This is a genomic window from Streptomyces sp. NPDC005955, from assembly GCF_042871255.1.
GTDB lineage: Bacteria > Actinomycetota > Actinomycetes > Streptomycetales > Streptomycetaceae > Streptomyces.
In genome coordinates this window covers 266572-292241 of the sequence record NZ_JBIAIF010000004.1, presented here as the reverse complement: position 1 = coordinate 292241, position 25670 = coordinate 266572, and the positions used below count along the sequence as shown (strand labels likewise).

Genomic DNA, 25670 nt, shown 5'->3' with positions numbered 1-25670 from the left:
CAGATGCCGTGGACGCCACAGACGCCACGCGTTACCCGGACGCCACGGATGCCCCGGCCGATGCGGGGAGCGTGGGCGGTGCGGGCGGTGCGGAGCCCGGTCCCGGGTCGTACGCGCGCACCGCGTCCAGGTACTCCGCGATGGCGTCCCGGTTGCGGACCAGACACGCGACCCGCTCCGTCATGCGGTCGCGCTCGTGCTCCAGGGTCGCGATCATCTCCGCGGTGGCGTCCGGGAAGTAGATGGTTCGGGGCTTGTCGAGGCAGGGCAGGATCTGTTTGATGATCCGGGTGGGCAGCCCGGCGTCGAGCAGGCCCCGGATCTGGAGCACCCGGTCGACGAAGCGTTCGTCGTACGAGCGGTAGCCGTTCGCACAGCGCTCGGCGACGATGAGCCCCTGCTCCTCGTAGTAGCGCAGCAGTCGACGCGAGGCGCCGGTGCGTTCCGACAGTTCTCCGATGCGCATGGGCGGGCTCGCTCCCGGTGACCTTGACCTTCACACCAATGTGAACGTTTCACCATAGCCGGCATGTCAACCCGCGATCTGCACATCCTCCTTGACTCCCCGTCCGACCGGCGCCGGGACCGGCTCCCGATGGCGGCGCTGCTCGCGCTGTCCACCGCCGTCTTCATCACCAGCCTCACCGAGACCCTGCCCGCCGGGGTGCTCCCCGCCATGAGCGGTGACCTCGGGGTCGGCGAGTCCGCCATGGGGCAGTCGGTGACCATCTACGCGATCGGTAGCGCGCTCACGGCGATCCCGCTGACTGCCGCCACCGCCGGGGTCCCCCGCAAGCGGCTGCTGCTGGCCGCGATGGCGGGGTTCGCCCTCGCCAACACGGTGACCGCCGTCTCCTCCCACTACCCGCTCACCATGGTGGCCCGGTTGCTGGCCGGGGTCGCCGCGGGTCTCGCCTGGGCGCTGCTCGCCGGCTACGCCCGGCAGATGGCTCCCGTGCACCTCCAGGGGAAGGCCATCGCCGTCGCCATGGCCGGCATCCCCGTGGCCCTCTCCCTGGGCGTGCCCGCCGGCACCTTCGTCGGCGACGCCCTGGGCTGGCGTGCGGCGTTCCTCCTCATGACCGGTCTCACCGTGGTCCTGTTGGGGTGGATCGTGGTGAGCGTCCCGGAGTACGCGGGGCGCCGGGGCGGCGAACGGGAGCCGATGCTGCGGGCCCTCGCCGTCCCCGGCGTCGCGCCGGTCCTGTGGGTGACCCTCGTCTTCGTGCTCGCCCACACGGTCCTCTACACCTACGTCGCCACCTTCCTGGACCACGTCGACATGGCGGACTCCACCGACCTCGTCCTGCTGACCTTCGGCGCCGCCTCGCTGCTGAGCATCTGGGTCGTCGGCGTCCGCATCCACCGTCAGCTGCGGGCCCTCACCGTCGCCAGTGTGCTGCTGGTCGCCCTCGCCGCCGCGCTGCTCGCCGTGGTGTCGGACCGTGCGGCGCCGGTGTACGTCGCGGCGGCGCTCTGGGGCCTCGGTTGGGGAGGCGTTCCCACGCTGCTCCAGACCGCGGTCGGCGACGCCGGCGGCGACTTCGCGGACTCGGCGCAGGCCATGTTGGTCACCCTGTGGAACGTGGCCATGGCGGCCGGCGGAGTCGTGGGCGGTGTCCTCCTCGGTGTCATCGGGGCGCAGGCGTTCCCGTGGAGCGTGCTGGTGCTCATGGTGCCGGTGCTCCTGATCGTGCTGGTCGCCCGTGCCCACGGGTTCCCCGTCCGGCGCGCGACGGACTGAGGCCTGCGCCGTCCGCGCGACGCCGGTCCGGGGTCACGGAAGGGGCGCTCCCCGGGACAGCCAGCCGAGCAGATCGTCCGTGAGCGGCTCGCCGTCCGCTTCGACACCGGGGCCGAGGGCGCCCGGGTCCAGCCGGTACAGCTGTCGGCGGTCACGGCCGTGGCGGCGCATGAGCAGTGCGCCGCCCCGGCCGTCGTCGCCGACCAGCACCCAGTGGGGTGCGCGGCGCGCCACCTCGAAGCTTCCGTTGCGCTCCACGAACAGGTGCGGGCCGTACACGTGCACGCCGTTGGCGAGCAGGGCGCCCGGGGTCGTCCGCCACAGTCGGGCCAGTGCGGGCTGGGGGCCGTCGCCCAGCCCCAGTTGCCGTGCGGCCAAGACCGTGAGGAACCCGGCGAAGGACTCCGCCACCGGGTGCTCCTCCTCGATCGTCCCGTCGTGGCACACCACGGGCAGTTCGCCGTCCGGGGACTCCGGCCGGCGGTCCAGGGCGAAGGAGTAGCCGTATCCGCAGTCCGGTTCGGCGCCGAACTGCAACCGGTCGCCGCGCAGCCGCCAGGGCGCGGTGATGAGGTCGTACGGGTCGTACCCCGGTACGTCGGGACCGACCGTGGCGAGGTCCGTCCCCGGGGCCCGGGTGCCGCCGACCTCGGTGAGCCACCACCGGTACGACGGGGGCAGCGGCCCCACCCTGGCCTCGGCGGCGACGGTCATCGCTTCCCGCTCCCGCGTCCCGCCCGCCGGCCCGTGCCGGAACCCCGGCACGGTGTCGATCAGGTCGTGCAGCTGCGTCAGATCGGGTTTCACGGCACGCAGTGTGCCAGGGCGTCCGCTCGGGGTCCGCCCTCGGGGGTGTCGGCGGCGAGCGGATGACCGACGGGTGCTCAGGGTCCTTCTCCGGCTGGGGCGTTGGGATCGCTGTCTAGCGGAAATCCCTCTCTAGCGATTAAAGTATGGCCTCATTATGAATGACGTACAGAAATCTTCGGACGATCTGGCTCGCGATGAACGCGGCCTCCTCTACAACCCCGGTGCGCGGGCCTCGATGAGTGCCTTCGCCCTCGACGGTGACACCCTCGCCCTGGAGGCCGTGGCCGCCCTGCGTTCGGCCCTCCAGGCGGTCGACCGGCTCCGTGCGCGGGGCGCGGGCAATCGTGGTCTCAGTGCGGGTGCCCTCGACGTGCTGATGCGTCTGGGGGTGGCCCCGGACGAGGGGGTGACGGTCGGTGAGCTGGCCCGGGCCGGTGGCGTGAGTTCCCGCAACGTGACCGGGTTGGTGGACACCCTGGAGCGGGACGGTCTGGCCGCCCGGGTGCCCGACCGGCAGGACCGTCGGGCCGTGCGGGTGCAGATCACCTCGCAGGGGCGGACCTGGCTGGACGACTTCCGGCTGCCGGCGCGGCGTGCCATGGAATCGATCTTCCGGGGTGTGGAGCCGGATGACGTCGCGAAGCTTCGGCACCTGTGCCTGAGCCTGGTGGAGAACCAGCGCCGCGTCGAGCGGTACCTGGAAGGGGGCGGTGTGACCGGGCAGGTCGTCGGCTGAGGCCCGGAGTGGAAACTCTAACGTTCGTACAATATTGTGCGAGCGTTAGAGTTTCTTGAGGAGGGGTCTCTCCGTCGTGGCCAACGTCTATCGCGACCTGTTCCGGGCACCCGGGACCGTCGCCTTCTCGGCCGCGGGCTTCGTGGCCCGCATGACGATGCCGATGACCGGCATCGGGATCATCACCATGCTCGGCCTGCTCCGCGGCGACTACGCGCTCGCCGGCGCCGTCTCCGCCGCCTTCACGCTCTCCACCGCGCTCTGCGGGCCGCGCATCTCGCGCTGGGTCGACCGGGCGGGACAGCACCGGGTGCTGTGGCCCGCCACCGGACTCAGCCTGCTGGCGCTGGGCGCGCTGCTGCTCTGCGCCCGCTACGAGGCCCCCGTGTGGTCGCTCTTCGCGTGCGCCGTGCTCGCCGGCGCGCTCCCCAACATGGCGGCGATGGTCCGGGCCCGCTGGACCCACCTCCACCAGGGGTCCCCGCGCCTGCACACCGCCTACGCCTGGGAATCCGTCGTCGACGAACTCACCTTCGTGATCGGCCCCGCGCTCGCGGTGGCACTCTCCACGGTGCTGTTCCCCGAGGCCGGCCCCCTGGTCGCCGCCGTGCTCCTGGCCCTCGGCGTCGCGTTGTTCGTCCCCCAGAAGGCCACCGAACCCCCCGTCGTCCGGGCCGAACCCCGGGCGGCCGACGGCGCCGGCCGCTCGGCCGTCCGCAACCCCTCGGTGCGGCTGCTCGCCTCCGTCCTCGTGGCGGGAGGAGCCATCGTCGGCACGGTGGACGTGGTCAGCGTCGCCTTCGCCGAGGAGCGCGGCACGCCCGCGGGCGCCGGCATCGTCCTGTCGGCCTACGCCGTCGGTTCCGCCCTCGCCGGACTGGCCTTCGGCGCCCGCACCCCACGGCTGCCGCTGCCCCGACTGCTGGTCATCGGCACTGCGGGCACGGCCTGCACCACCCTCCCGCTGCTCTGGGTGGACGGCCTGCCGGGGCTCGCCGCCCTGGTGTTCGTCTCCGGTCTGTTCTTCGCCCCCACCATGATCGTGGTCATGGGCCTCGTCGAGCGCAGCGTCCCGGCCCCGCAACTCACCGAAGGGATGACCTGGGCCATCACCGGTCTCAGCGTCGGTGTCGCCCTCGGCGCCGCCGTCTCGGGCCACCTGGTCGACCGCTTCGGTCCCGCATCCGGGTTCGTGGTGGCCGTCGTCGCCGGTGCGCTCGCCCTGCTCCTCTCCCTGACGGCACGGGGGCCGCTCACCCGGACCCCGGCCGCCGGGCCCGAACCGGTGGCGGCCGGTGCGCCCACCACGGACGGGCGCGGCTGACGGACGGGTAGGGTCGGGGGCACACGGCGGGAACACGGGAGTACGCGGGTGAGTGAACCGACCACGGACGGCCGCCGGCTCAAGGGCGAGCGCCGCAAGAAGGAACTGATCGACGCCACGGTCCGGGTCGTCGCCCGGGACGGGGTCGCCGGGGTCAGCCACCGGGTCGTCGCCCGGCAGGCCGGGCAGCCCGCCACGGCCGCCGCGTACTACTTCAAGAACATCGACGACCTCCTCACGGCGGCCCTCACCGACTGCATGGCGCAGGACGCCGCGCGGATGCGCACCCTGGCGGCGGGAACCGACGGCGGCCCGGCCGGGCTGCGGGCGCTCGCCGAACTGATGGCCACCGTGGTCGTCCACCCCGACCACCTGCTGGCCGAGTTCGAGCTCTACCTGCTCGCCGCCCGCCGACCCGAACTCAGGGAAGCGACCGACGACTGGCTCGCCGCGATCGACGAGTTCGGCCGTCGCTACACCGACGACCCGGTGCGTCTGCGCATCCTGGCCGGCGTCCTGGACGGACTGCTGATGCAGGCCCTCCTCACCGACGACCCGCCCAGCGTCGACGCCTTCGAGGACGTGCTCCGACAGGTCCTGCTCTGACAGTCCTGCCCTGACGGGGCGTCACCGCCGGTGAACCCCATCTCCTGCTAACTTCAACCGGGTTGGGATCCAGGACGAGAGGAAGAGGGGACGGCCATGCGCGCACGGACCTGGCGGACCGCGGCGACGGCCCTGGGCGCGGCCCTCGCGCTCGCCGTGTCGGCCGCCCCGCCCGCGGTCGCCGAGAACGACCGGCGGCCCGGGCCGTGGACCAGCGCATGGGGGACCGCCCCGCAGCACCCCGCCGCGCCCGACCTCCCCTGGGGCGGCTGGTCGAGCGAGGGGTTCACCGACCAGAGCGTCCGGCAGGTGATGCGGATCAGCGCCACCGGCTCCCACCTGCGCGTCCGACTGTCGCACCGGTACGGAGCGCAGCCGATCCGCCTCGCCCGGGCCACCGTCGCCCGATCGGCGGGCGGTGCCGCGGTCCGCCCCGGGACCCTGCGCGACCTCCGGTTCTCCGGCCGGGCGGCCACCGTGCTCCCCACCGGTGCCGAACGCTTCTCCGACCCGGTGGCCCTGCCCGTCCGCGCGGGCGAGAAGCTCACCGTCACCCTCTACTTCGCCGCCCCGACCGGCCCCGTCACCCATCACGGGGACGGCCTCGCCACCAGCTACCGCGCCCGCGGCGACCAGACCCGCGGCACGGCGGGCGACCCCTTCACCGGCGACACCAGCACGTCGTTCTACCTGCTGGCCGGCGTCGACGTCACCCGTGGGCGCGGGCCCGGCACCGTTGTCGCGTTCGGTGACTCGATCACCGACGGGTACGGCTCCACACCGGACACCGACCGGCGCTACCCGGACCGGCTCGCCGAACGACTGCACGCCTGGGGACGTCCCCACGGGGTCGTCAACGCCGGGATCAGCGGGAACCGGCTGCTCACCGGATCCCCCTGTTTCGGAGCGGACGGCCTCACCCGGTTCCGCCACGACGTGCTCGGCCGCGCGGACGTCCGCACGGTCGTCGTACTGCTCGGCATCAACGACATCGGGGCCGGCGGGGCGCCCGACTTCGGCTGCGGAAGCCCGCCCGCCGTCACCGCCGAACAGCTCATCGAAGGACACCGCGCCCTGATCCGGGCAGCGGAACGGAGCGGCGTCACCGCCGTCGGGGCCACCCTGACCCCCTTCAAGAACTTCCCCTTCTACTACACCCCCGACAAGGAACGGGTGCGCGACGAGGTCAACCACTGGATCCGCACCAGCGGGGCCTACGACACGGTGGTGGACCTCGACCGCGTCCTGTCCGACCGCCGCCCGGGCCGCGGCGACGAACTCGCCGCCGGATACGACGCGGGGGACGGGATCCACCCCAACGACGCGGGCATGGACGCCCTCGCGGAAGCCGTCGCGGCCCGCCTGCCCCGCTGAACGCCCGCCGCCCGTCACTCCCGTGACCTCCCGTCGTTGGTGCTGGTGTCGTCCGGGCCACGGGCGGGCCGGGCCGCCTCCGGGCGCACGGCGAGCACAACGGCGCGACCGACCGCGAAGCCGGTCCGGTCCACGGAGACAGGGGTACGCGCATGTGGGGCATCCGTCGGGCCGGACACCGGCTCGCCTCCGTGGTGCTGGCGGCAGTGGCGCTCTGCGGGACGGCGACCGCTCCGGTCGGGGCCACCGTCGACGGTCCGGTCCTCGACCGTGACTTCCCCGACCCCGACGTCGTCGAGGTGGACGGCACCTACCACGCCTACGCCACCAACAGCAGCGGCCGGAACGTCACCCGCGCCACCTCCCGGGACCTGACGCACTGGACCTTCCACGACGCCGACGCCCTGCCCGTGCTGGGTTCCTGGGCCGTGGCCGAACCCCGGGGCCGGGTCTGGGCACCGGAGGTGTTCGACAACGGAACCGGGCTCACCATGCTCTACACCGCCCGGGACCGCGCGAGCGACCGGCAGTGCATCGGCGTCGCCCTCTCGCCCACCCCCGACGGCCCGTTCCGGCCGACCGGCGACGGCCCGTTGATCTGCCCGGCCACCGAAGGCGGAGCCATCGACGCGGCCAGCCACAGCGAAGGCGGCCAGCGCTACGTCCTGTGGAAGAACGACGGCAACTGCTGCGGGCGGGACACCTGGATCCACCTCCAGCGCACCTCCCGGGACGGCACCCGGCTCACCGGCGAACCGATCAGGCTGATCGGACGGGACCGGGACTGGGAGGGCGACCTCGTCGAAGCGCCCACCCTGGTGAAACGGCGCGACGGCGGCTACCTGCTCCTCTACTCGGCCCACTCCTACGCCGGTGACGCCTACGCCACCGGGTACGCGGTCGCGGACCGACTGACCGGCCCCTACACCAAGGCCGCCGCGCCGCTCATGACGACCGCGTCCTTCGACGGCACGGTCCGCGGCCCCGGCGGTCAGGACGTGGTGACCGGACCCGACGGCCGCGACCGGATCCTCTTCCACGGCTGGAGCGCCGACCGCACCCGGCGCGCCCTGTACGCCGCCGACCTCGGCTACGCCGACGGCCGTCCCGTGGTGCGCGGCAGCAGGGTCTCCCACCAGGCGGAGGACGCGCAGGTGCACCGCGCCGTCGTCCGGGAGGCCGACCGGGCCCGGGGCGGACGCGCCGTCGGACACCTCGACCACCCCGACAGCCACGTCGAGTTCCGGGTCTTCGCAGCCTCCGCAGGTCCCCACGCCCTGTCGGTGCGGTTCGGCAACGGCTCCCTCGACGCGTCCGGCGCACCGGCGGGCGCCTCCCACCTGCTGACGGTCAACGGCGTCGCCTCCGGAGCCGTGGACTACCCGCACACCGGCTGGGACCACTGGCAGGAGGCGGGCACCACGATCACCCTGCGGGACGGGTGGAACACCGTGCGGCTGTCCAAGGGCGAGCGGTACGCCGAACTGGACGCCGTCGACGTGGCCTGAGGCACAGTGGCCTGAGGCACACCACCGCCCCGGTCAGGCCCACTTCTGATCGGCGCCGCGGTCGCAGGACCGGGCGTGCAGCCCCTGGCCGCCGTCGTGCAGGCACCTGCCGGTCGCCTCGTTCCTGAGTTCGGCCGCCGCCCCGTCGTCCAGCACGGTGAGCCGCCACCGCTGGGCCGCGGACGGGCCGCACGGTCCGGAGCGGAGCCCCTGGTCGTGGTGAGCGACGCAGTCACCGGTCGCATGGTTGCGCAGCTGTGAGGTGCCGTCGGCGGAGGCCCGTACGGTCCACCGCTGGTACGGGAGGGCGTTGCACTTGAACGACCGCAGCCCCTCGTCCACGCTGTCGTCGAGACAGGCACCGCTCGCCCGGTTGACGAAGAGCCGACCGGCGTCCGCGACCCGCGGTGCCGGGCGCGCGGCCTGCTCCGCCCCGTCCACGGACCCCGTCGGCGGAACGACGAGCGCCGTCAGCGCAGCGCCCAGCAACACGCCCGGCAGCGCCCCGACCCCGACCCACAACCACCTGCCCCGCGGCCGGGCCGTCGCCGCGCGCAGCCGTCGCACGACCCCCGGCCGCTCCACGGGCGCCGCGGGAGCGGCATCAGCAGCGGGTTTCGGCTGGGACCGGTCGGCGGCCTCCCACAGGGTCCGGTACGGCGCGGGGTCGGCGCCCAGCGCCCGGCACAGCTCCCGGACCGTCGACCACGGCGGCACCGTGCTGCCCCGTAGGTAGCGCGACAACGAGGAGTCGCTGATCGACACCTCCGACTCCAAGGAACGCAACGTACGCCCCGACCGCTGCTGCAACGCGCGCAAGGCGCACCCGAGTTCCCGGGCGGGACCGTCAACCCGCCGCTCACCGTCCGACATCCATGCCCCCGTCACCTGTGCCTGCGGCCACGCGCCCGTCCCGGCAGGCCGGTCCTGTCCCGGGACGGATACGTCCCAGCAGGTCAGCACCTTAGAGATCCCGACATCGGGGAAGCAATCGGGACAAGCTTGCGAGGGGTGGTCGCCGGTCGCCACACTCGGAACCAGCCGGCTCGGCGGCCCTCAGGGCGGCGAGGAGCCGGCGCCCGGACCCACGTGTCCCCCGGGCGGGGCGGGCCGGCTGGCGCCCGGCGCGTCCTCGACGTCCGGTCGAACCGTCCGTCCCCGAGGACGCCACGGCGTACGCCCGTGCCCCGCTCTCCGCCCGCGAGGGACGAACACGTCCACCGGGCACCACCGTTCCGTTCCATCCGACGAACCACCCGACGAAAGGGAATGCCGTGATGTTCTCCGACACCACCGAGGAAGCCACCACCGTCTACGAGCCGCCGATGCTGGCCGAGGCGGGGGACTTCGCCGCCGTCACCATGGGCCTGCCCAACTGGGGCAACGACTTCCGCTACACCTGCTGGATCATGGGCTGCGGCGAGCAGTAGGGCCCGCTCCACCGCCGCCCGTGCGCCCGGGAGCACACCCGGGCGCACGGGACGGCCTGCGCATCCCGCGTTGCGGTCCCGCCCCGGTGGGACCGCGACCGCCCCGCTCGGAGAAAGGCACCCCATGCCGTTCGTCATCCTTCCCGACAGCCCCGCGGGCGCAGCCGTCGGAGCACGTCTGACCACCCCTCAGGGCCTCGGCGCGAACCAGGAGGTACTGGCCCACGCCTCGGGCCGGCCCTGGATCGTGGGGGAGTGGGACCCCGACGACCTCGTCCGGGTCCAGGCCGGACCCCGTCAACTGGTCCTGCTCGGCTGCACCACCTCGGACACCGGCCCCCTCAGGGGCGCCCTCCGCGGCTACGACGAGCCGTCCGACCTCGACCCCCTCGCCCGCACCCTGCCGGGAGCCGCACACCTCGTGGCCTCGTTCGACGGACACGTCCGGGCCCAGGGCACGGTGTCGGCGCTGCGGCAGATCCACCACACCACCTGGTGCGGGGTCACCATCGCCGCCGACCGACCGGACCTGCTGGCCCGGATCACCGGAACCGGGATCGCCCACGACCTGCTCGCCCGCCACCTGCTGGCCCCCACGACCCCCTGGCCCCTGGGCGAGGCCCCGCTCTGGCAAGGGGTCTCCTGCCTCCCCGGTGACCACTACCTCCACCAACTCCCCGACGGCACCCACCGCACCCGCCGCTGGTGGTCGCCGCCCCGGCCCCACCTGTCGCTGGACCGGGGCGGCGCCGCGCTGCTGCGGGTACGGATCGCCCAGGCGGTGGCGCTGCGCACCAGGGCCGGCGGCACCCTCAGCGCCGACCTCTCCGGAGGGCTCGACTCGACCAGCCTGTGCCTGCTCGTCGGGGACCGCGGCCCCGCCCGCCTGGTGACCAACCGGTGGGAGGCGATGGACCCGGCCAACGACGAGGACGACGGTCACTGGGCGCGCGAGGCGAGCCGTGCGCTCCCCGCAGCCGAGCACGTCCTCACCCCCCACGACTCGGTGCCCTCGTGGTACGAGGGCGTCACCACGCCGGCGTACGAACCGGAAGGCCCCTTCCCCTCCGTGCGCACCCAGGCCCAACAACTCGCCCAGGTGCGGCTGATGGCCGAACGGGGATCGACCCGCCACCTCACCGGACACGGCGGCGACGAACTGTTCACCGCGCTCCCCGCCCATCTGCACGCCTTCGCCCGCACCGACCCGCTGGCCGCGCTGCCCCACATCCGGGCCACCGCCGCCCTGCACCGCTGGCCGCTGCTGCCCACGCTGGGCGCCCTCGGGAGGAACCCCTCCTACGGCGACTGGCTCGCCGGACTCGCCGACACGGTCACCGCCTGGCCGCCACGGCTGGGCCGCCCGGAGTTCGGCTGGGGCACCCCCGTCCGCATGGCGCCCTGGGCGACCCCGGACGCCGTCGAGGCGGTCCGCGCGGCGCTACGCGAACCCGGGGCGCAGCCGCTGGCCCCGAACCGGGCCCAGCACATGACCCTGGAACTCGCCCGTGAATGCGGCCGGACCATCCGCCGACTCGACCAGCTCACCTCCCGGCACGGCGTCCCCTGGCACGCCCCGTTCCTCGACGACCGGGTCCTGGAGACGGTCCTGTCCCTCCGGATCGCCGACCGCGCCGACACCTCCCGGTACAAACCGCCGCTGGCCGCGGCGATGCGCACGGTCGTCCCCGACGGGCTGCTCACCCGGGCCTCGAAGGCCGAGTTCAGCCGGGAGGCGTACGCCGGCCTCACCCGCCACAAGCACGCCCTCGCCGAACTCTGCGACGACCTCCACCTCGCCCGGCTCGGCCTCGTCGACGCCGAAGCCGTCCGGACCGCGATCCTCGGACTGCACCCCCGCTCCCTCACCTTCGTCCCCCTCGACCGGACGCTCGCCTGCGAAACCTGGCTGCGCTCGCTGCCCGCCCGGTCGCGGCTGGCCCCGGCACCCTGACCCGTAGGAGGCACACGATGTCCCTGACCCTGGCCGCACGGGTGACCCGCACCCACGTCGAACACGGCAACGCGGTCCTCCTCGACCGCGGCAACGGCCGCTACTTCCAACTCAACCCGACCGGCGCCACCCTCCTCACGCTCCTGCTGGAACACGAGCGGGCCACCGCGGTCGACCTCCTGACCCGGCGCCACCCGCGGGCCGCGGCCCGGATCGCGGACGACGTGGACGCCTTCGTCGCCCTCCTCGTCGCCCGCCGACTGGTGACAGCATGAGCATGTCGACCGGCCTGGAGCGCCCGGAGCACCGCCCGCCACCGGCCCACCGGGCAGCCGCCCGCTGCGCCGTGCTCGTCGCCGCCGCACTCGTACGGCTGCCACCCCACCGGATCGACGCGGTGCTGCGGCTGCTGCGCCGGGGCAGCCGGGCCGCCACCCGGAACCGGGCGCGCGCCGCCCGCGACGCGGTCGTCCAGGTCAGCGTGCGCTGCGCGGGGCAGGGCTGTCTGCAACGTTCCGTGGCGACCGTACTGCTGTGCCGCCTCACCGGAGCCTGGCCCACCTGGTGCACGGGCGTGCGCACCGAACCGTTCCGCGCCCACGCCTGGGTCGAAGCCGAGGGCGCGCCGGTGGGGGAGCGGGACGACATCCGGCTGTTCCACGTGGTGATGACCGTCCCGCACCGTGACCCGGCCTGACCGCCCCGCCGCCCCGACCTCCGTCGACGACCGCCCGCCAGTCCCCACCCACTTGGACGGCTCCCATGACCGACCTCCGCACGCCGACCGACCCCCGCGCGCCGCGCTTCGGGCTGCTGCTCAGCAGCGGCCGGAGCACCGGACAGTCCGATGCGGCGGTGTTCGCCCGCACCCTCGCCCTCGCCGAGGAGGCCCGGTCACTGGGCCTGGACGACCTGTGGGTCACCGAGCACCACTTCTCCCGGACGACCCTCGCACCCTCCGCCCTCGCCCTGGCGGCCTTCCTCCTGGGCCGCTGCCCCCGCATCCGGGTCGGTACCGCGGTCACCCTGCTTCCGCTGCACCCACCGGTCCACGTCGCCGAACAGGCCGCCCTCCTCGACCAGCTCTCGGGCGGCCGTTTCACCCTCGGCGTCGGGCGCGGCGCACCCACCACCGCCTACGAGGTCTTCGCCCGTGATCGGGAGCGTCCCGACCTCGGGGACTGTCTCGACCGGATCCGTTCCGCCTGGCGGTCCGGGAGCCGTCCGGCGGGAGCCGTCCACCCCGCGGACCGGGTCACCCCGGCGCCCCTGACCTCCGGCGGACCCCCGCTGTACGTGGCGGCGGGGTCACCGGGAACGATCACCGTCGCCGGTGCGCGCGGCCTGCCGATCATGATGCTCTTCGACAAGACGCCCGAGGCCAAGGCCGAGATGGTCGCCCTGCACGCCCGGGCGGCGGCTGCGGCGGGCCGGGCCGCCCACGGTCACGACCACGCCTTCTCGCTGCTCGTCCACGTCACCGACTCGCCCCGCCGGGCCCGGGAGCTGATGCACGACCGCGCCCGCCGTCTGGTGGGGGCCCACACCCCGTCGGGGACCGACGGGGGCCCCGAGCGGATCGAGGAGACGGTGCGGCGCACGGCCGAACGGCTCCTCGCCCACCAGGCCGTGGGGGACGTGGACACCTGTGTGCGCCGGTTGCTGGGACACATCCGGACCAGCGGCTGCGGGCGGGTCCTGTGTCAGGTCGAGGCCGCGGACGACGACGCGGCGACCGTGCGCCGCCTACGACGGCTCGCCACCGAGGTGCTTCCCCGGGTGCGTCGTGCGCTCGTCCGGAACGCGCCGGACACCGCACCGGCGGACGGGTGGATGGAGCGCGCGGGGCGCAGGCGCTCGGCCGGGGACGTCAGCCAGGACTAGGAGAGGTCACCCTCCGCCGCCGCCTGCTCGCGCTGCTTCTCCTTGAGCCGGGCCGTCTCCTTGCGGACCTCGGCCTGGGTGGAGCGCTCCTTCTGGAGCCATTCGGGCTGTTCCTGCTTCAGGGCGTCGATCTGCACCGTGGTGAGCGCCTCGCTGACACCGCCGCGCGCCAGCCCGGAGATGGACACGCCCAGCTTCGCCGCGACCACCGGACGCGGGTGGGGGCCGTCGCGCCGCAGGTCCCGCAGCCACTGCGGCGGATCGGCCTGGAGGGCGTTGAGCTCGGCACGGGAAACGGAGCCCGCGCGGAACTCGTCGGGCGTGGCTTCGAGGTAGATGCCGAGCTTCTTCGCCGCGGTCGCGGGCTTCATGGCCTGGGGGGTCTGGTGCGACGTCATGGTGTCCAGGGTAACCAGCGGGCGGGGCGCCCCTGACCACGGCCGTTATCCTGGCCCGGTGACAGACTCGCAGGCCCCCTCCTCCTTCCGGCTCGCCTACGTGCCGGGAGTGATCCCCGCCAAGTGGGTGCGGGTCTGGACCGAACGGCTCCCCGACGTCCCGCTGACCCTGGTCCCGGTGTCCGCCGCCGAGGCGCCGGCGCTGCTGCGGGACGGCGGTGCCGACGCCGGGCTCGTGCGGCTGCCCGTCGAGGGGGAGGACCTCAGCGCGATCCCGCTCTACACCGAGACCACGGTGGTCGTGGTCCCCAAGGACCACGTGGTCACCGCGGTCGACGAGGTGTCCTGCGACGACCTGGCCGACGAGCTGGTCCTGCACCCCCGGGACGACACGCTCGACTGGGAGCGGCTGCCGGGCCGCGCCGCGGAGGAACGTCCGGCGACCACCGCGGACGCCGTGGAACTGGTGGCGGCGGGTGTCGGCCTCCTGATCGTCCCGCAGTCGCTCGCCCGGCTCCACCACCGCAAGGACCTCACCTTCCGCCCGGTCCCGGACGCCCCCGAGTCGCGCGTGGCGTTGTCGTGGCCGAAGGAGGCCACGACCGACCTGGTGGAGGAGTTCATCGGGATCGTCCGCGGGCGCACCGTCAACAGCTGGCGGGGGCGCGGGGGCGCCGCGCGGACCCCGCAGGAGCCGTCCACCGGGGGAACGGCCCGCCGCGGTGCCGCCGCGGGGAAGCCCTCCGGCCGGGGCACCCGCACGGGCTCCGGCGGTAAGGGCGCTTCCGGCGGCAAGGGTGGCAAGGGCGGCAAGGGGACCCAGGGCAGCCGGGGCGGTCAGGGGGCCAAGGGCGGCCGGGGCGGCGGCAAGGGCGGCCGGCCCCGTCGCCGGGGCTGACCGTCCACGGCCCCGCCCGGGCCGTCCGTGCGGCGAACGCGCCTACCGGGAACGGGAGATCGCTGATAGGCGTACGGCATGGTGAACACCACAACTGCCACGTCCGACCGTGCCTTCGACGCCGTCCTGTGCGACCTCGACGGCGTGATCCGCTTCTTCGACGACTCCGTCGTGACCCGCTTGGAACGGGAGGCGGGGCTCCCCGAGGGCACGACGGCGACCATCGGATTCGCACCGGAGCACGACGGGCCGCTGCTGCTCGGCCGGATCACCCGGACGCAGTGGGCCGAGTCCATCGCCGGTGCGCTGTCCTCGCGGGTGCCCCGCCCCCGGGCCGAGGCCCTGGCCACCGCCTTCACCGAGGCCGACTTCCGGGCGGACGAGCAGGTGGTGGGAGTGCTGCGGCTCCTCCGGGGGCGGTGTCCCCTGGTCCTGGTCACCAATGCGACCGTCTGGCTCGACGGCGATCTGGCGGCCATGGGGCTGACGGACCTCGCGACGTCCGTGGTGAACAGCAGCCTGGTGGGCATGGTGAAACCGGACCCGGGCATCTACCGTCTCGCCGCCGGGCGGGTGGGCGCTCGGCTGGACCGTTGCCTCTTCGTGGACGACCGGGCCGAGAACGTCGACGCCGCGGTCGCCTTGGGCGCGACGGGAGTGCTCTACCGGGAGGTGGCCGACCTGGAGCGGGCGCTGGCCCCCTTGCTGCGCGACGCCCCGTCCTCCCGGTAGGCGAGTGCCAGCCGACCGCCTGTAGGCGAGTGCCCCCCGGCCGACCGCACGCGAGCCCGTCCCGTCAGTGGCTGCCGGTGGCCCTGAAGTTCTTGGGCACCAGCCACAGCACGAGGACGGTGACCACGGCGACGATCCCCGCCGAGACGTACGCGGTGGTGGTGAGCGCCTGATCGAAGGCGCTCCGCGCCGTTTCCAGCAGCCGGCTGCCCACCGGACCGCCGAGTGCGGCGGCGGCCTCCGCGGCGCCGCCGATCGACTCGCGCGCCTCCTCGGGTGCTGTCCGGGGCATCAGGTCGGCGTAGAGCGCGGCGTGGATCGACCCCAACAGCGCGACCCCGAGGCCGACCCCCAGTTCGTAGGAGGTCTCCGAGACCGCGCCCGCCTGCCCGGCCCGCTCCGGGGGCACCGCGGAGACGAGCACGGAGGCGGAGGTGGTGATCGCCAGACCGTCGCCGAGGCCCAACGTCACCAGGAACACGGCGATGTAGACGTACGAGGTCGGCTCCGGGGAGAGGGCCAGCAGCAGGAACCCCGCGAGCATGCCGAGCAGCCCGGCCCCCATGACCGGACGCACCCCCACCGCGTGCATCAGCCGGGGCGCGGCCAGCGACCCGACCAGGGTGGCCAGGGCCACCGGCAGGGTCCGCAGGCCCGCCTCGAAGGGCGAGTAACCATGGACGTACTGGAGCCACAGGGACACCAGGAACAGCGCGGCACCCGCGGCCAGCATGGCCATGAGGGTGGCCAGGGCGGCGGCGGTGAACGGATGGCTGCGGAACAAGCGCACGTCCAACAAGGGGTCCGGTAGCCGGAGTTGTCGGAGCACGAAGACGGTGAGCACCAGGGCCCCGAGAACCAGGATCACCACACCGGTGGCGGCCGGTCCGTTCTTGGCGACGTGTTTGATGCCCCAGGCCAGCGCCACGATGCCGACCACGGAGAGCACCGCACTGGCCCAGTCCAGCGCATGCGTGCCGGCTGCCTTGTACTCGGGCAGCAGCCAGATCCCGGCGGCCACGGTGACCACGACGACGGGGACGTTCACCCAGAAGGCGGCGGACCAGCCGTACTCCTCCACCAGGAGGCCGCCCACCAGCGGGCCGATCGCGGCGCCCGCACCCGCCACGGCGGCCCAGAAGCCGATGGCCAGGGCCCGCTCGTGGGGGTCGGTGAAGATGTTGCGGATCAGGGACAGCGTGGAGGGCATCACCATCGCCCCGCCCACGCCGAGCAGCACCCGGCCCGCGATGAGCTGGGTCGGGCTGTCGGAGGTGGCCGCCAGCACCGAGGCCACGCCGAACAACACGAAACCCGCGAGGAACAGCCGCTTGCGGCCGAACCGGTCACCGATGGCGCCGGTGGTGACGAGCAGCCCGCCGAGCACCAGGCCGTAGACGTCGATGATCCACAGCTGTTGCAGGGCGGAGGGGCGCATGTCGTCGATCAGGGACGGCAGGGCCACGTTGAGGATGGTGGCGTCCATCGCCACCAGCAGGAGGCTGGCGCACAGCACCGCGAGCATCGCCCACCGGCTCGACCGGGAACGACCCGGCCCGCCGGGATCACCGGGCCCGGCGGGGTCGGCGGGGTCGGCGGGGTCGGCGGGGTTCGAGGGGTGAGCCACGGCACGTGCCATCCCTTCACGGCCCGGAAGCGTCCGGAAGCGTCCGGGTGCGGACGTACCCGGACACGACGGCGGAGGTTCGATACGGAACGCTCCGCTTCCTCCTGATATAGGCCGATCGGGATCACTGCGCAACGCGAACCGCGTGGGTGCGGTCGCTCAACCGCCGTCGCGGATGTGCGGCCGCCACATGGCCGCCGTGGTGAGCGGGCCGACGCCCAGGTGCCGCTGGGTGGTGAAACCGAAGCGGTGGTACAGCGACTCGTTCGCCGGATCGGCGGTGGTGAGGAAGACGCCGTCCGGCGCGGGGAAGGTGGTGAGGACGTGATCGAGGAGGCGTCGGGCGGCCCCCCGTCCGCGGTGGTCGGGCACCACCCCGATGAACTCCAGGGTCCACGCCCCGGCGGGCGTCTCCGCCTCGGTGGCCTGGAGGTACGTGAGCGTGCGGCCGAGCGCTGCCGGTCCGCAGCGCAGGGCGGTGCGCACCACCCAGGCGGTCCGCGCGCCCACCGAGGGCGCGGTGTGCGGGGCGGTCAGGACCGCCGCGGCCACCGGACGCCGCCGCTCGTCGACGAGGGCCAGCCGCCGGGCACCGGGCAGCGTGGCGTGCGTGGCGAGCGTCGAGGCGAACCAGCGCTCCCGCAGCGCTGCGGAGGTGCCGCAGATCCAGTGCGTCGCCGGTTCCCGGGCGAACGCTGCGGCCAGGACGGCGACGCAGTCGCCCACGGCGGCGGAACCGTCGAGTTCCAGGCGCGCGCCCTCCTGCCCCTGGAAGGTGTCGCCCTCAGCCATCACGCCTCCGCAGCGGAGCCTCGGGCACCAGGTGGCACACCAGCAGCTTGAGGAAGAACAGCGGCGCGAACCACAGCAGCGCCGTGGGCACCGTGAGCCAGAAGACGTTGACGAGCACCGCCGCCATCCACGCCCCCATCGCCACCGGGCGCTTGAGGTGCACGGGGGCGAACTCGACGGCAGCGGCACCGGTCAGGAGCAGCGCGGCGTTGCCCAGCATCCAGCCGGTGTCGCCCTCCAGGACGACCGTGCCCAAGACGGCCAGGTGCAGCAGATGGGCTCCGACGAACAGGAGCCGGGCCCGCCGGACGCCCGGTGCCTGACGGTGGTACCAGCGCTTGGCGGCGTTGGTCGCGTTGGTGAGGACGCCTCCGACGAGGTCCAGTCCGGCGAGCGCCACGACGACGAGTTGGACGGTGGACCAGGACTCGCGCAGGCCGGAGGCTGCGGGGGACCAGAGGCCGGCCGCGAGCAGCACCGCGCAGAGCGCGCCCCCGCCGAGTTCCACGGCCGATTCCGAGCGGGACTTCCCCGGTCCCATGAAGCGCTCCAGCCACCCCGCCGCGCCCTCGGGCGTGGGCGGGACGTGCCAGTCGGTGTCGAGGTCAGTGCGCACGTCCGCCCGCCTCCCGTCCCCACAGCCCGCGCAGCAGGGTCCACACCTGTTCGCGGTCGGGTTCCCGGCCGGCCGCCAGCCCGGTGAGGGTCCACTCGTCGGCGGCCGAGAAGGCGGCGATCGTCATGGTGACCAGCAGGTCCTGGTCGACGTCCGTGCGGATCACGTCGAGCCGCTGCCCGTCGGTGACCAGTGCGCCGAACCAGTCCCGCCAGGCCGTCCCCCCGTCCTGGGCGACCGCGGCCGGTGCGAGCGCCAGATCGTCGGGGTGCTCGACGAGGTGGCGGGAGAGCGTGTCCGCGTCCACCTCCAATCGCGCCCAGAACGCCGGGGTGTCCGCGGCGGGCGTCCAGGCGCCGAGGGCCCCGAGCAGCCGTGCCAGCACGTCGTCGAGCACGGCCGTGAGCAGGTCCTCGCGCCCGTCGAAGTAGTGGTAGGCGGCGGTCTTCGAGATGCCTGCGGCTTCGATGATCCGGTTGTACGAGGCGTTCTGCGGCCCGTGCTCCGCGAAGTGCTGGCGGGCGACGGCGAGGATCGCGGCCCTCTGTTCCGGGGGCAGCCGGTGGAACCTGGGAAGGGGTGGAGTCATGGGATCAACAGTACACACTGGCGGGGTGTACTGCCAGTACACCCCTATGGTCTTAGTGGATGGGCGGAGCGCCGGAGCGTCGTCGTGACCCCTCGGCCCGGGCCGCCGCGCACCGCGGACCCCGCGTGACCGGTGGCCGGGCGCCCCGCCCGCCGGGCCGCGCCCGTGCACCCTGCAACGGCACGTTAAGGACGTCGACGCCTGGGTAGCACCCCACAACCCGTCGGGGACACGACCGGCGTCCCGCACCGAGGGGCCCGGGGACAGGGGGACGACAGTGGCCATGGACACGCCTGGACAACGCGGGGACGCCGGGCACGGCGGGGATCGCGGCGATGTCAGGGACGGCGGGGGGCGACCGGGGACCCTCGGGCCCGCCCCGGTCGACGGTGCGAACGGGACGCGGGACCTCGCGAACCGGACGGCAGCGGCGGAGCGCCTGGGGCAACAGGGCGAGACCGCCCGCGCGGTCCACGCGTTCGGTGCCGTCCTCGCGGAGCGGTTGCGGACCGGAGATCCCCTCCACAAGGACCCGGTGAAGATCCGCCTGCGCCTGGCCCACTGGCTGGTCGCGAACCAGGAACACGACAGGGCCAGGACGCTCCTGGAGGAACTGCTCTCGCTCCAGGTCCGGGCGAAGGGCGCGACCAGCGGTGAAGCGCTCGCCACCCGCGGCAGGATCGCCGACCTCCTCGTCCACACCGGTGACTCCACCCGGGCCGTGACCGAACTGCGCGCGATGCTCACCGCGAACCTCGACGCGGTGGGCCCGGACCATCCACGGACCCTCGCCACCCGACGCCGACTGGCGCACGCCCTGCACGACATCAGTGCGCTCGCCGAGGCGGCGGCGCAACTGGACGAACTGAGCCGGGCGTACGGCCGCGCCGGCAACCGTGCGAAGCAAGCCGCCCTGCGCGCCCGCTCGGAGCGCGTCGCGGCCGAGGTGTCCGGCGGCGTCGCACCCCCGGTACCGCAGGATCCCGCCGCTCCCGACGACCTGGTGACCGCGCTCGACGCGCTCGCCCCCGACGACCCGGAAGCGGAACACCTGTTACGGCGCTCCGCCGACGCCACCGGAGCCTCACCCCGTACCGTCCGCGCCCTGGACGACCTGGTCGCCCGCTGGAGCGGAGTGCTCCCGGTCCACGCCCCGCTCCTCATCACCGCGCGGCTCGCCCGGGCCGAGGTCAAGGGCCAGTCGGGGCAGCGGTCCGGCGCCGCCGAGGAACTCGCCGACCTCGCCGACGCCCTGCGGCAGCACCGCGAGGTCGCACCGGCCGGGCTCGCGGCGGTCCGTCGCCGTCTCGCCCACTGGCAGGAGGCGGCCGGAGACCACCGCGGCGCCGCCGCGACGGTCCAGGCCGCCCTCGAAGCCCAACTCCGCACGTCCGACCCGGCGCACCGCAAGGTGCTGTCCCTCCGGGCCCGGCTGGCCACGGTCCGGACCGCGAGCGGCGACCACTCCGGAGCCGTCGCCGAGTACCGCATCCTCATCGCCGCCGCCACGGCCGCCCACGGCCCGACCTCCCGCATCGCCCTCGACTTCCGGGCGCGGTTGGCGACCGCGCTCACGGCGGTGGGGGACCCCGAGGGCGCGCTCACCGTGCTGCGTGAGGTCCTGGACCACCGGACCGCGCTGCGCGGACCGGACAGCAGCGAGGTCGCCGCGGCCCGCCGCAACCTGGCCGTGGCCCTCGTCGCGGCCGGACGGCGCCCCGAGGCGGTGACCCTGCTGGCCGACACCGCCACCGAGTACGAGCAGCGCCTCGGCCCCGCGCATCCGCACGCCCTCGCGGCCCGGCAACAGTTGGCCGTCGCCCGGCACGACGGGGGAGACCTGCCCGGCGCCTTGGCCGAACTCGCTCTGGTCGTGGCGCGCAGGCAGCAGACGCAGGGCGGCGCACACGCCCAGACCCGCACCGCCGAACGGCTGCTGACCGAGTGGACGGCGACGGCCGGGGGCGCGGATCGGGCGAAGAGCCGGCGCAGACCCCGTGGATGACGTCGGGAACCGGGGTGACGCCGGACCGCACGCCCTCCTGGGAGGAGGAACCGCACGGCACTCGCAGTCCGAGCGGGCCGACGAACCCGTTGGTGGGCACCGCAGTGGTGCTCGTGCCCCTGACGATGCCGCAGCCCACTCGGCCGGCGCACCAGGCTGAGGGCGGGCCGCCGCCGGGCGGACCGCGCCCGGCTACGGGGCCCGAAGGACCGTCCAGGAGGGTTCCCGGCGTGCCGGGCGCGGCGCCGGACGGCGGGCGGGGCGCTCGGGTGCGGTCGGACGGGAGCGGCTCATCGTGGTACCTCCGACGGGGCGGGCGAGGGTGGGCGAACCGGGCGCGGCGAACCGCTCCGGGATGCCGCCCCCCATAGACGGCACCCCGGGGCACGCCGACTCCACCGCGGCGGGTGCTGGGGCACCCCGTGCGACGGCGGATCCGGCTCGGTCGTCCCGCGCGTGGCGACGTCGCCGCCACGACGGTGGAGCGGGGCGCACGGCACCCCTTCGGTGCCCACCCGGGTCGGCGGCCAGCGCAGGCTGTGGTCGGTGCCGCCCGAACTCCGGGGTGTGAACAAGTGCGCATCTCCACGCGGTTGCTGCGGAACGGAACGCCGCCCGGAAGCCAACGCGCCCGGTTTCCCGGACTGTTCGCTTCCACTGCCGGGGATATTGCTATGCGTCGACGCGAGGTGTCAACGATGGTTTTCGGAAAGGCAACGATCGTTGAGGGGCTCGGGGTGCCGCGGTACCGTGTCGTGTGCGCACGACACCCCTATCGATCCCGATCCCTGGGAGTACCTCGGTGGAACCAGTCCCGTCGCTCTCCGCGACGCTAGAGCGCCTGGAAGCGCTCATCGAAGCGCGGGGGTTGAAGAGGCCGGAACTCCTCGACGTCGCGGAACTGGCGGCCAGGACGGCACTGGCCGAGTCCGAGGTCCGCGTCCTCCTCGCCGGCGGCAGTCCGCCGGCGGACACGGTCAACGACCGGGTCCGCACCCGGATCAGGACCCTGGCCGAGATCAATCTGCGGCGCACCGGGAGGAAGATGTCGGAACTCGTCGCGGAGATCTCCAGGCGCCTCGGCGTCTCCGAGTACTGGGCACGCCAGGTGTGCGACGGCAGGAAGGTGCCCAGCGTCGAATTCCTGCACGGACTGGTGGAGTTCTTCGGGGTCGACGGGGGAGAGGCGTTCTTCACCGCCCAGGGCGACGAGGCGCTGAACCGGGTCCTGCAACCCCTCCTGCGCACCCTGGAGGATCCCGCGGCGGACCCCGTCCAGGCACTGATGGACCGGTACGGAGTGAAGTCCACCGACCTGCGGACGTACGGGTTCATGACCCGCGAGCAGTTGGAACGGCTCTTGGAAGGGGTCCTGAGGTCGGTGCTGCCCGAAGAACCGGAGGGAATCGACCGGGGCGGCACGCTCCGATGAGCACCAGGGCGATGAAGGCCCTACTCGTCGCGCTGGGCAGGGAAGCGGCGAAGACGGTACGGCGGCCGGCCGACCCGGAAACGGTGATGCGCGAGTTCTGTCGCGCCATGAGCGTCCGCCGGGGCAAGCCGGTGCAACTGCTCTTCCGCGCCTTCCCCTCCGACATCCCGGTGTCCGGCATGCGCCTGGACTGCGGCGAACGTTCCCTCGTCGTCGTCGACGAGGGCACCGTGCCCGAAGCGCAACTCGTCATCCTCGGGCACGAACTGTGGCACGAGGAACAGGGCGACCACGGCCACGGTCACGGCCTGCCCGCCGCGGGCCGCACGCTCGGCACCGGCCCCGACATGCCACGAGCCGTCCAGCGGGCCGCCGAAGCGGTGCTCGCCGCCGAGGAAGTGCCCCGCGAGGCGCTGCACGTGGTGGCGGCCCGCTCCGACTCGACCGACGAACACGAGGTCGACGCCGAGACGTTCGGCCTGCTCTTCGGTCGCGAAGTCCGCACCTGGATGACGGGCCGCCACGCCGAGGGCCCCGTCACCATGACGACGGTCGAAGGCCGGATCAACCGCTCGCTCATCAACCGCCGGGGACGCCTCCTGTGACGGTCCCCGCCTTCCACATCCCCTACCTCCTGCCCACTGCCCTGCTGCTCATCGCGGTGGCCCTGAAGTTCCCCACCTTCGTGCGCGCCTGGCGGGACCCCGACATCCGCGCCACCACCCTGCTCCTCGCCCTGGCCTCCGTCGTCTACGTCATCATCACCCCGGTCAACATCCACCGGCTCAACGAGTTCACCGGTATCCCGAACATCGCCTCGCCCAGCGCCTATTCGTTCCTGACGGCGTCCTGCGCCACCAGCCTCACCATGATCACGCGATGGCGGGAAGAAGCGAGCGAGAGCCGGCGGCGCAGGATGTGCCGCATCCATCTCATCTACGCCGGAATCACGGTCGCCCTCTGGGTGACCTTCTTCCTCGCCCACGCCCCCGCGGAACGCATCTACGACCTGGACACCTACTACGCCAGCACCCCTTGGATGCGCGAACACATCCTCCTCTACCTCGCCGCCCACACGGCTTCGTGCCTCGTGGCCTCCTCCATGCTGTGGAAGTGGTCCCCCGAAGTCACCAACCGCTGGCTGAAATCGGGCGTCGTCCTCCTCCGACTCGGCTTCGCCTCCGGCCTGGTGTACGACGCGATCAAGCTCTGTGCCATCGTCGCGCGCTGGTGCGGCACGGACTGGGACCATCTGAGCACCCGGGTCGCGCCGCCCTTCGCACTGCTCCAGGGAGTCCTGACGGCCATCGGGTTCATCGTCCCCCAGATCGGCCCCTTCCTGCTCCGACGGGCCCGCGACCGGCGCGACTACCGGGGCCTGCTCCCCCTGTGGCGGGCGCTGCGGACCGCCACCGCCTCCGCGGCGACCGCCCGCCTCGGCCGCTGGGCACCCCTGGACCTCCTGCTGCTCCAGCGGGAACAACAGATCCACGACGCACTGCGGCTGCTCGCCCCCCACATCGACCGCGACCTGCACCGCCGCGCCCACCAACTGGCCCGCTCCGAACACGCCGAGGACCGGGCGATCGGCCTGGCCGGCGCGGTGGCCGTCACCGTCGCCGTCGAACGGCACCGTGCGGGCCGGCGCTGCCCCACGGACCCCGTACAGGTCAACGCGGACATCAGCAACCACATCCATGACATCTCCCGAGCCATGCACCACCCCCGAGCCATCGACACCCTCCGCCGACGGGTGTCCCGCAGAGAAGGCGTGAACACCCATGCATGACAGAGCAACGGCCCGCCGCCCCACGGCCCTCGTGATCGGGGCCAGCGCGACGGGCCTGTTCGCGGCCACCGCACTGGCCGAGTCCGCCGACGTGACCGTCGTGGAACGCGATGTGCTCCCGGACGGCCCCGAGCCCCGCCGCGGAGTCCCCCAGGCGCGCCACGCGCACGTGGTGTGGAGCGGCGGCGTGAAGGCGTTCAACCGTCTGCTGCCCGGCCTCGTCGACGACGTCGTCGCCCACGGCGGTCGACTCCCGCGCATCATGGGCGACATGGTCTCCCGCGCCCCGAACGAGATATGGTTCCGGCGCTTCACGGCCACCCCCCACCGCAATCTGGTGTGTTCCCGGGACCTCCTCGACTGGGCCCTGCGGACCCGGGTCCTCGCCGACCCCAGGGTGACGCTCCACCAGCACGCCACCGCCCTCGGCCTGACCGGTGACCGCACCCGCGTCACGGGCCTGCGCGTGCGCGACGCGGACCGGGAACGGGTGCTGACCGCCGACCTCGTCGTCGACGCCTCCGGCCGCGGCTCCCACGCCCCCCGGTGGCTGGCGGACCTGGGACTGCCCGCGGTCACCGAGCGCCGGGTCAACGCCGGAGTCACCTACGCCACCCGGCTCTACCGAGCCCCCGGCACCACCGCGGGCATCGCCTTCCCCCTCGTCAACGTGCAGGCCAATCCCGCCAAGGCACCCGGCCGGGGCGGCATCATCCTGCCCATCGAGGGCGGCCGTTGGATCGTCACCCTCGCCGGCACCCGGGGCGGTGAACCCACCGGCGACCCCGCCGCCTTCGTGGACTTCGCGCTCGGCCTCGACGACCCGGTCATCGGCGAACTGCTCAAGGGCGCGACCCCGCTGGGCGACGTGCACACCACCAGGGCCACCGCCAACCGCCGCCGCTACTTCGAGAAGATGAACCGCTGGCCCGACGGCTTCACCGTGCTGGGCGACGCCGTCGCCGGGTTCAACCCCGTCTACGGCCACGGCCTCACCGTCGCCGCGCAGAGCGCCCTCGCCGTGCGCGACGCGCTCGCCACCACGCCGCTCACCGCCCCCGGCACCGCCCGCCGCCTCCAGCGCGCCGCGGTCCGCCCCGTCGCCGCCGCCTGGGACCTCGCCGTCGGACAGGACGCCTTCTACCCGGGAGCCGCCGAAACGCCCCCCACCCCCCTCGAACGGTGGCTCGCCCGCTTCGTGGACCGGGCCGTCGCCACCGGGGCCCGCAGCCCGCGCGCCCTCGGTGCCCTGCTCGACGTGATGAGCCTGGAGCGACCCGCGACCCGCCTCTTCTCGCCCGACATGCTCATCCCCATGCTGCTCGGCCCCAAGACCCCGCACCTGCCCGGCCCCCCGCTGGCGGACGCGGAACGCGACGCCGCCCTCCCCTAACAGCGGACCCGAGGCGGATACCGGCTGGC

26 protein-coding genes are annotated in these 25670 nt (G+C 73.8%); 18 read left to right on the top strand and 8 right to left on the bottom strand.

The features are described 5' to 3' along the window. Window positions 1-31: 31 nt before the first annotated feature. A complete protein-coding gene (locus ACFYOU_RS13040) occupies window positions 32-466 on the bottom strand; it encodes a MerR family transcriptional regulator (protein WP_391305341.1) in 435 nt (144 codons plus the stop codon). Between the two features lie 63 nt (window positions 467-529). Between ACFYOU_RS13040 and ACFYOU_RS13035 the strand changes: the two genes are divergently transcribed. After that, window positions 530-1744, top strand: a complete 1215-nt coding sequence (locus ACFYOU_RS13035; RefSeq protein WP_391305339.1) for an MFS transporter — start codon at window positions 530-532, stop codon at window positions 1742-1744. Between the two features lie 33 nt (window positions 1745-1777). Here ACFYOU_RS13035 and ACFYOU_RS13030 read toward each other — a convergent pair whose 3' ends face one another. Next, window positions 1778-2551 carry an SMI1/KNR4 family protein gene (locus ACFYOU_RS13030; protein ID WP_391305337.1) on the bottom strand — a complete coding sequence of 258 codons (774 nt, stop codon included), beginning with the start codon at window positions 2549-2551 and terminating at the stop codon, window positions 1778-1780. A gap of 157 nt (window positions 2552-2708) precedes the next feature. Here ACFYOU_RS13030 and ACFYOU_RS13025 point away from each other — a divergent pair, with 157 nt between their 5' ends. The 5 genes from ACFYOU_RS13025 to ACFYOU_RS13005 all read left to right on the top strand — a co-directional run bounded on the left by ACFYOU_RS13025 (window position 2709) and on the right by ACFYOU_RS13005 (window position 8102). Further along, the gene (locus ACFYOU_RS13025) at window positions 2709-3290 is read left to right on the top strand and encodes a MarR family transcriptional regulator (protein WP_391305336.1); all 582 of its coding nucleotides are present in this window, start codon (window positions 2709-2711) and stop codon (window positions 3288-3290) included. Between the two features lie 76 nt (window positions 3291-3366). After that, window positions 3367-4614 (top strand): MFS transporter, encoded by a 1248-nt coding sequence (locus tag ACFYOU_RS13020; protein WP_391305335.1) that lies wholly within the window; start codon window positions 3367-3369, stop codon window positions 4612-4614. A 48-nt stretch (window positions 4615-4662) separates the two neighbouring features. Next, window positions 4663-5220, top strand: coding sequence for a TetR/AcrR family transcriptional regulator (locus tag ACFYOU_RS13015; protein WP_389761563.1), 558 nt, complete (start codon window positions 4663-4665; stop codon window positions 5218-5220). Between the two features lie 96 nt (window positions 5221-5316). After that, on the top strand, window positions 5317-6594 hold the full coding sequence (locus ACFYOU_RS13010) for a GDSL-type esterase/lipase family protein (RefSeq protein ID WP_391305333.1): 1278 nt from the start codon (window positions 5317-5319) through the stop codon (window positions 6592-6594). 152 nt (window positions 6595-6746) lie between these two features. Beyond that, window positions 6747-8102 carry a family 43 glycosylhydrolase gene (locus ACFYOU_RS13005; RefSeq protein WP_391305331.1) on the top strand — a complete coding sequence of 452 codons (1356 nt, stop codon included), beginning with the start codon at window positions 6747-6749 and terminating at the stop codon, window positions 8100-8102. A gap of 33 nt (window positions 8103-8135) precedes the next feature. On the opposite strand, the gene ACFYOU_RS13000 is transcribed toward ACFYOU_RS13005, so the two are convergent. Beyond that, on the bottom strand, window positions 8136-8975 hold the full coding sequence (locus tag ACFYOU_RS13000; protein WP_391305330.1) for an RICIN domain-containing protein: 840 nt from the start codon (window positions 8973-8975) through the stop codon (window positions 8136-8138). 404 nt (window positions 8976-9379) lie between these two features. Between ACFYOU_RS13000 and ACFYOU_RS12995 the strand changes: the two genes are divergently transcribed. The 5 genes from ACFYOU_RS12995 (at window position 9380) to ACFYOU_RS12975 (ending at window position 13370) form a co-directional block, all read left to right on the top strand. Further along, window positions 9380-9532, top strand: coding sequence for a lasso RiPP family leader peptide-containing protein (locus tag ACFYOU_RS12995; RefSeq protein ID WP_389761571.1), 153 nt, complete (start codon window positions 9380-9382; stop codon window positions 9530-9532). Window positions 9533-9656: 124 nt separating this feature from the next. Then, complete coding sequence (locus ACFYOU_RS12990; RefSeq protein ID WP_391305328.1) at window positions 9657-11486, top strand: asparagine synthase-related protein; 1830 nt, start codon at window positions 9657-9659, stop codon at window positions 11484-11486. Window positions 11487-11503: 17 nt separating this feature from the next. Then, the gene (locus ACFYOU_RS12985) at window positions 11504-11761 is read left to right on the top strand and encodes a PqqD family peptide modification chaperone (RefSeq protein WP_391305326.1); all 258 of its coding nucleotides are present in this window, start codon (window positions 11504-11506) and stop codon (window positions 11759-11761) included. 2 nt (window positions 11762-11763) lie between these two features. After that, a complete protein-coding gene (locus tag ACFYOU_RS12980) occupies window positions 11764-12183 on the top strand; it encodes a lasso peptide biosynthesis B2 protein (RefSeq protein WP_391305791.1) in 420 nt (139 codons plus the stop codon). Window positions 12184-12248: 65 nt separating this feature from the next. Next, window positions 12249-13370, top strand: a complete 1122-nt coding sequence (locus ACFYOU_RS12975; RefSeq protein WP_391305325.1) for an LLM class flavin-dependent oxidoreductase — start codon at window positions 12249-12251, stop codon at window positions 13368-13370. Here the strand turns inward: ACFYOU_RS12975 and ACFYOU_RS12970 are convergent. Further along, window positions 13367-13768: a DUF5997 family protein gene (locus ACFYOU_RS12970; RefSeq protein WP_391305323.1), complete on the bottom strand. Its 402-nt coding sequence runs from the start codon at window positions 13766-13768 to the stop codon at window positions 13367-13369. The two genes, ACFYOU_RS12975 and ACFYOU_RS12970, sit on opposite strands and share 4 nt — an antisense overlap. A 58-nt stretch (window positions 13769-13826) precedes the next feature. Between ACFYOU_RS12970 and ACFYOU_RS12965 the strand changes: the two genes are divergently transcribed. Both ACFYOU_RS12965 and ACFYOU_RS12960 read left to right on the top strand, forming a co-directional pair. Beyond that, a complete protein-coding gene (locus tag ACFYOU_RS12965; RefSeq protein WP_391305321.1) occupies window positions 13827-14666 on the top strand; it encodes a LysR substrate-binding domain-containing protein in 840 nt (279 codons plus the stop codon). Between the two features lie 78 nt (window positions 14667-14744). Further along, entirely contained in the window at window positions 14745-15398 is a 654-nt protein-coding gene (locus ACFYOU_RS12960) for an HAD-IA family hydrolase (protein WP_391305319.1), read from the top strand. 64 nt (window positions 15399-15462) lie between these two features. Here ACFYOU_RS12960 and ACFYOU_RS12955 read toward each other — a convergent pair whose 3' ends face one another. The 4 genes from ACFYOU_RS12955 to ACFYOU_RS12940 all read right to left on the bottom strand — a co-directional run bounded on the left by ACFYOU_RS12955 (window position 15463) and on the right by ACFYOU_RS12940 (window position 19022). After that, a complete protein-coding gene (locus ACFYOU_RS12955; RefSeq protein WP_391305318.1) occupies window positions 15463-17025 on the bottom strand; it encodes an MFS transporter in 1563 nt (520 codons plus the stop codon). Window positions 17026-17184: 159 nt separating this feature from the next. After that, window positions 17185-17817 (bottom strand): GNAT family N-acetyltransferase, encoded by a 633-nt coding sequence (locus ACFYOU_RS12950; protein ID WP_391305316.1) that lies wholly within the window; start codon window positions 17815-17817, stop codon window positions 17185-17187. Next, window positions 17810-18433 (bottom strand): hypothetical protein, encoded by a 624-nt coding sequence (locus tag ACFYOU_RS12945; protein WP_391305315.1) that lies wholly within the window; start codon window positions 18431-18433, stop codon window positions 17810-17812. The genes ACFYOU_RS12950 and ACFYOU_RS12945 overlap by 8 nt, the downstream gene beginning before the upstream one ends. Continuing rightward, a complete protein-coding gene (locus ACFYOU_RS12940) occupies window positions 18423-19022 on the bottom strand; it encodes a TetR family transcriptional regulator (protein ID WP_391305314.1) in 600 nt (199 codons plus the stop codon). Before ACFYOU_RS12940 ends, ACFYOU_RS12945 begins: the two co-directional genes overlap by 11 nt. Before the next feature lie 283 nt (window positions 19023-19305). On the opposite strand from ACFYOU_RS12940, the gene ACFYOU_RS12935 reads away from it, so the two are divergent. From ACFYOU_RS12935 to ACFYOU_RS12915, 5 genes are all read left to right on the top strand, one after another. Then, the gene (locus ACFYOU_RS12935; RefSeq protein WP_391305312.1) at window positions 19306-21027 is read left to right on the top strand and encodes a tetratricopeptide repeat protein; all 1722 of its coding nucleotides are present in this window, start codon (window positions 19306-19308) and stop codon (window positions 21025-21027) included. Between the two features lie 802 nt (window positions 21028-21829). Beyond that, a complete protein-coding gene (locus ACFYOU_RS12930; RefSeq protein ID WP_391305310.1) occupies window positions 21830-22459 on the top strand; it encodes a hypothetical protein in 630 nt (209 codons plus the stop codon). After that, complete coding sequence (locus ACFYOU_RS12925; RefSeq protein WP_391305308.1) at window positions 22456-23064, top strand: toxin; 609 nt, start codon at window positions 22456-22458, stop codon at window positions 23062-23064. Before ACFYOU_RS12930 ends, ACFYOU_RS12925 begins: the two co-directional genes overlap by 4 nt. Next, a complete protein-coding gene (locus tag ACFYOU_RS12920; protein WP_391305307.1) occupies window positions 23061-24248 on the top strand; it encodes an MAB_1171c family putative transporter in 1188 nt (395 codons plus the stop codon). Before ACFYOU_RS12925 ends, ACFYOU_RS12920 begins: the two co-directional genes overlap by 4 nt. Further along, window positions 24241-25641, top strand: a complete 1401-nt coding sequence (locus ACFYOU_RS12915; RefSeq protein ID WP_391305306.1) for an FAD-dependent monooxygenase — start codon at window positions 24241-24243, stop codon at window positions 25639-25641. The genes ACFYOU_RS12920 and ACFYOU_RS12915 overlap by 8 nt, the downstream gene beginning before the upstream one ends. Window positions 25642-25670: the final 29 nt, after the last annotated feature.

Bases quoted from the DNA above. Each gene is read 5' to 3' on its own strand.
- ACFYOU_RS13040 (WP_391305341.1), bottom strand. From the start codon at position 466: ATGCGCATCGGAGAACTGTCGGAACGCACCGGCGCCTCGCGTCGACTG.
- ACFYOU_RS13035 (WP_391305339.1), top strand. From the start codon at position 530: ATGTCAACCCGCGATCTGCACATCCTCCTTGACTCCCCGTCCGACCGG.
- ACFYOU_RS13025 (WP_391305336.1), top strand. From the start codon at position 2,709: ATGAATGACGTACAGAAATCTTCGGACGATCTGGCTCGCGATGAACGC.
- ACFYOU_RS13010 (WP_391305333.1), top strand. From the start codon at position 5,317: ATGCGCGCACGGACCTGGCGGACCGCGGCGACGGCCCTGGGCGCGGCC.
- ACFYOU_RS13005 (WP_391305331.1), top strand. From the start codon at position 6,747: ATGTGGGGCATCCGTCGGGCCGGACACCGGCTCGCCTCCGTGGTGCTG.
- ACFYOU_RS13000 (WP_391305330.1), bottom strand. From the start codon at position 8,975: ATGTCGGACGGTGAGCGGCGGGTTGACGGTCCCGCCCGGGAACTCGGG.
- ACFYOU_RS12995 (WP_389761571.1), top strand. From the start codon at position 9,380: ATGTTCTCCGACACCACCGAGGAAGCCACCACCGTCTACGAGCCGCCG.
- ACFYOU_RS12990 (WP_391305328.1), top strand. From the start codon at position 9,657: ATGCCGTTCGTCATCCTTCCCGACAGCCCCGCGGGCGCAGCCGTCGGA.
- ACFYOU_RS12985 (WP_391305326.1), top strand. From the start codon at position 11,504: ATGTCCCTGACCCTGGCCGCACGGGTGACCCGCACCCACGTCGAACAC.
- ACFYOU_RS12980 (WP_391305791.1), top strand. From the start codon at position 11,764: ATGTCGACCGGCCTGGAGCGCCCGGAGCACCGCCCGCCACCGGCCCAC.
- ACFYOU_RS12975 (WP_391305325.1), top strand. From the start codon at position 12,249: ATGACCGACCTCCGCACGCCGACCGACCCCCGCGCGCCGCGCTTCGGG.
- ACFYOU_RS12970 (WP_391305323.1), bottom strand. From the start codon at position 13,768: ATGACGTCGCACCAGACCCCCCAGGCCATGAAGCCCGCGACCGCGGCG.
- ACFYOU_RS12960 (WP_391305319.1), top strand. From the start codon at position 14,745: ATGGTGAACACCACAACTGCCACGTCCGACCGTGCCTTCGACGCCGTC.
- ACFYOU_RS12950 (WP_391305316.1), bottom strand. From the start codon at position 17,817: ATGGCTGAGGGCGACACCTTCCAGGGGCAGGAGGGCGCGCGCCTGGAA.
- ACFYOU_RS12940 (WP_391305314.1), bottom strand. From the start codon at position 19,022: ATGACTCCACCCCTTCCCAGGTTCCACCGGCTGCCCCCGGAACAGAGG.
- ACFYOU_RS12935 (WP_391305312.1), top strand. From the start codon at position 19,306: ATGGACACGCCTGGACAACGCGGGGACGCCGGGCACGGCGGGGATCGC.
- ACFYOU_RS12925 (WP_391305308.1), top strand. From the start codon at position 22,456: ATGAGCACCAGGGCGATGAAGGCCCTACTCGTCGCGCTGGGCAGGGAA.
- ACFYOU_RS12915 (WP_391305306.1), top strand. From the start codon at position 24,241: ATGCATGACAGAGCAACGGCCCGCCGCCCCACGGCCCTCGTGATCGGG.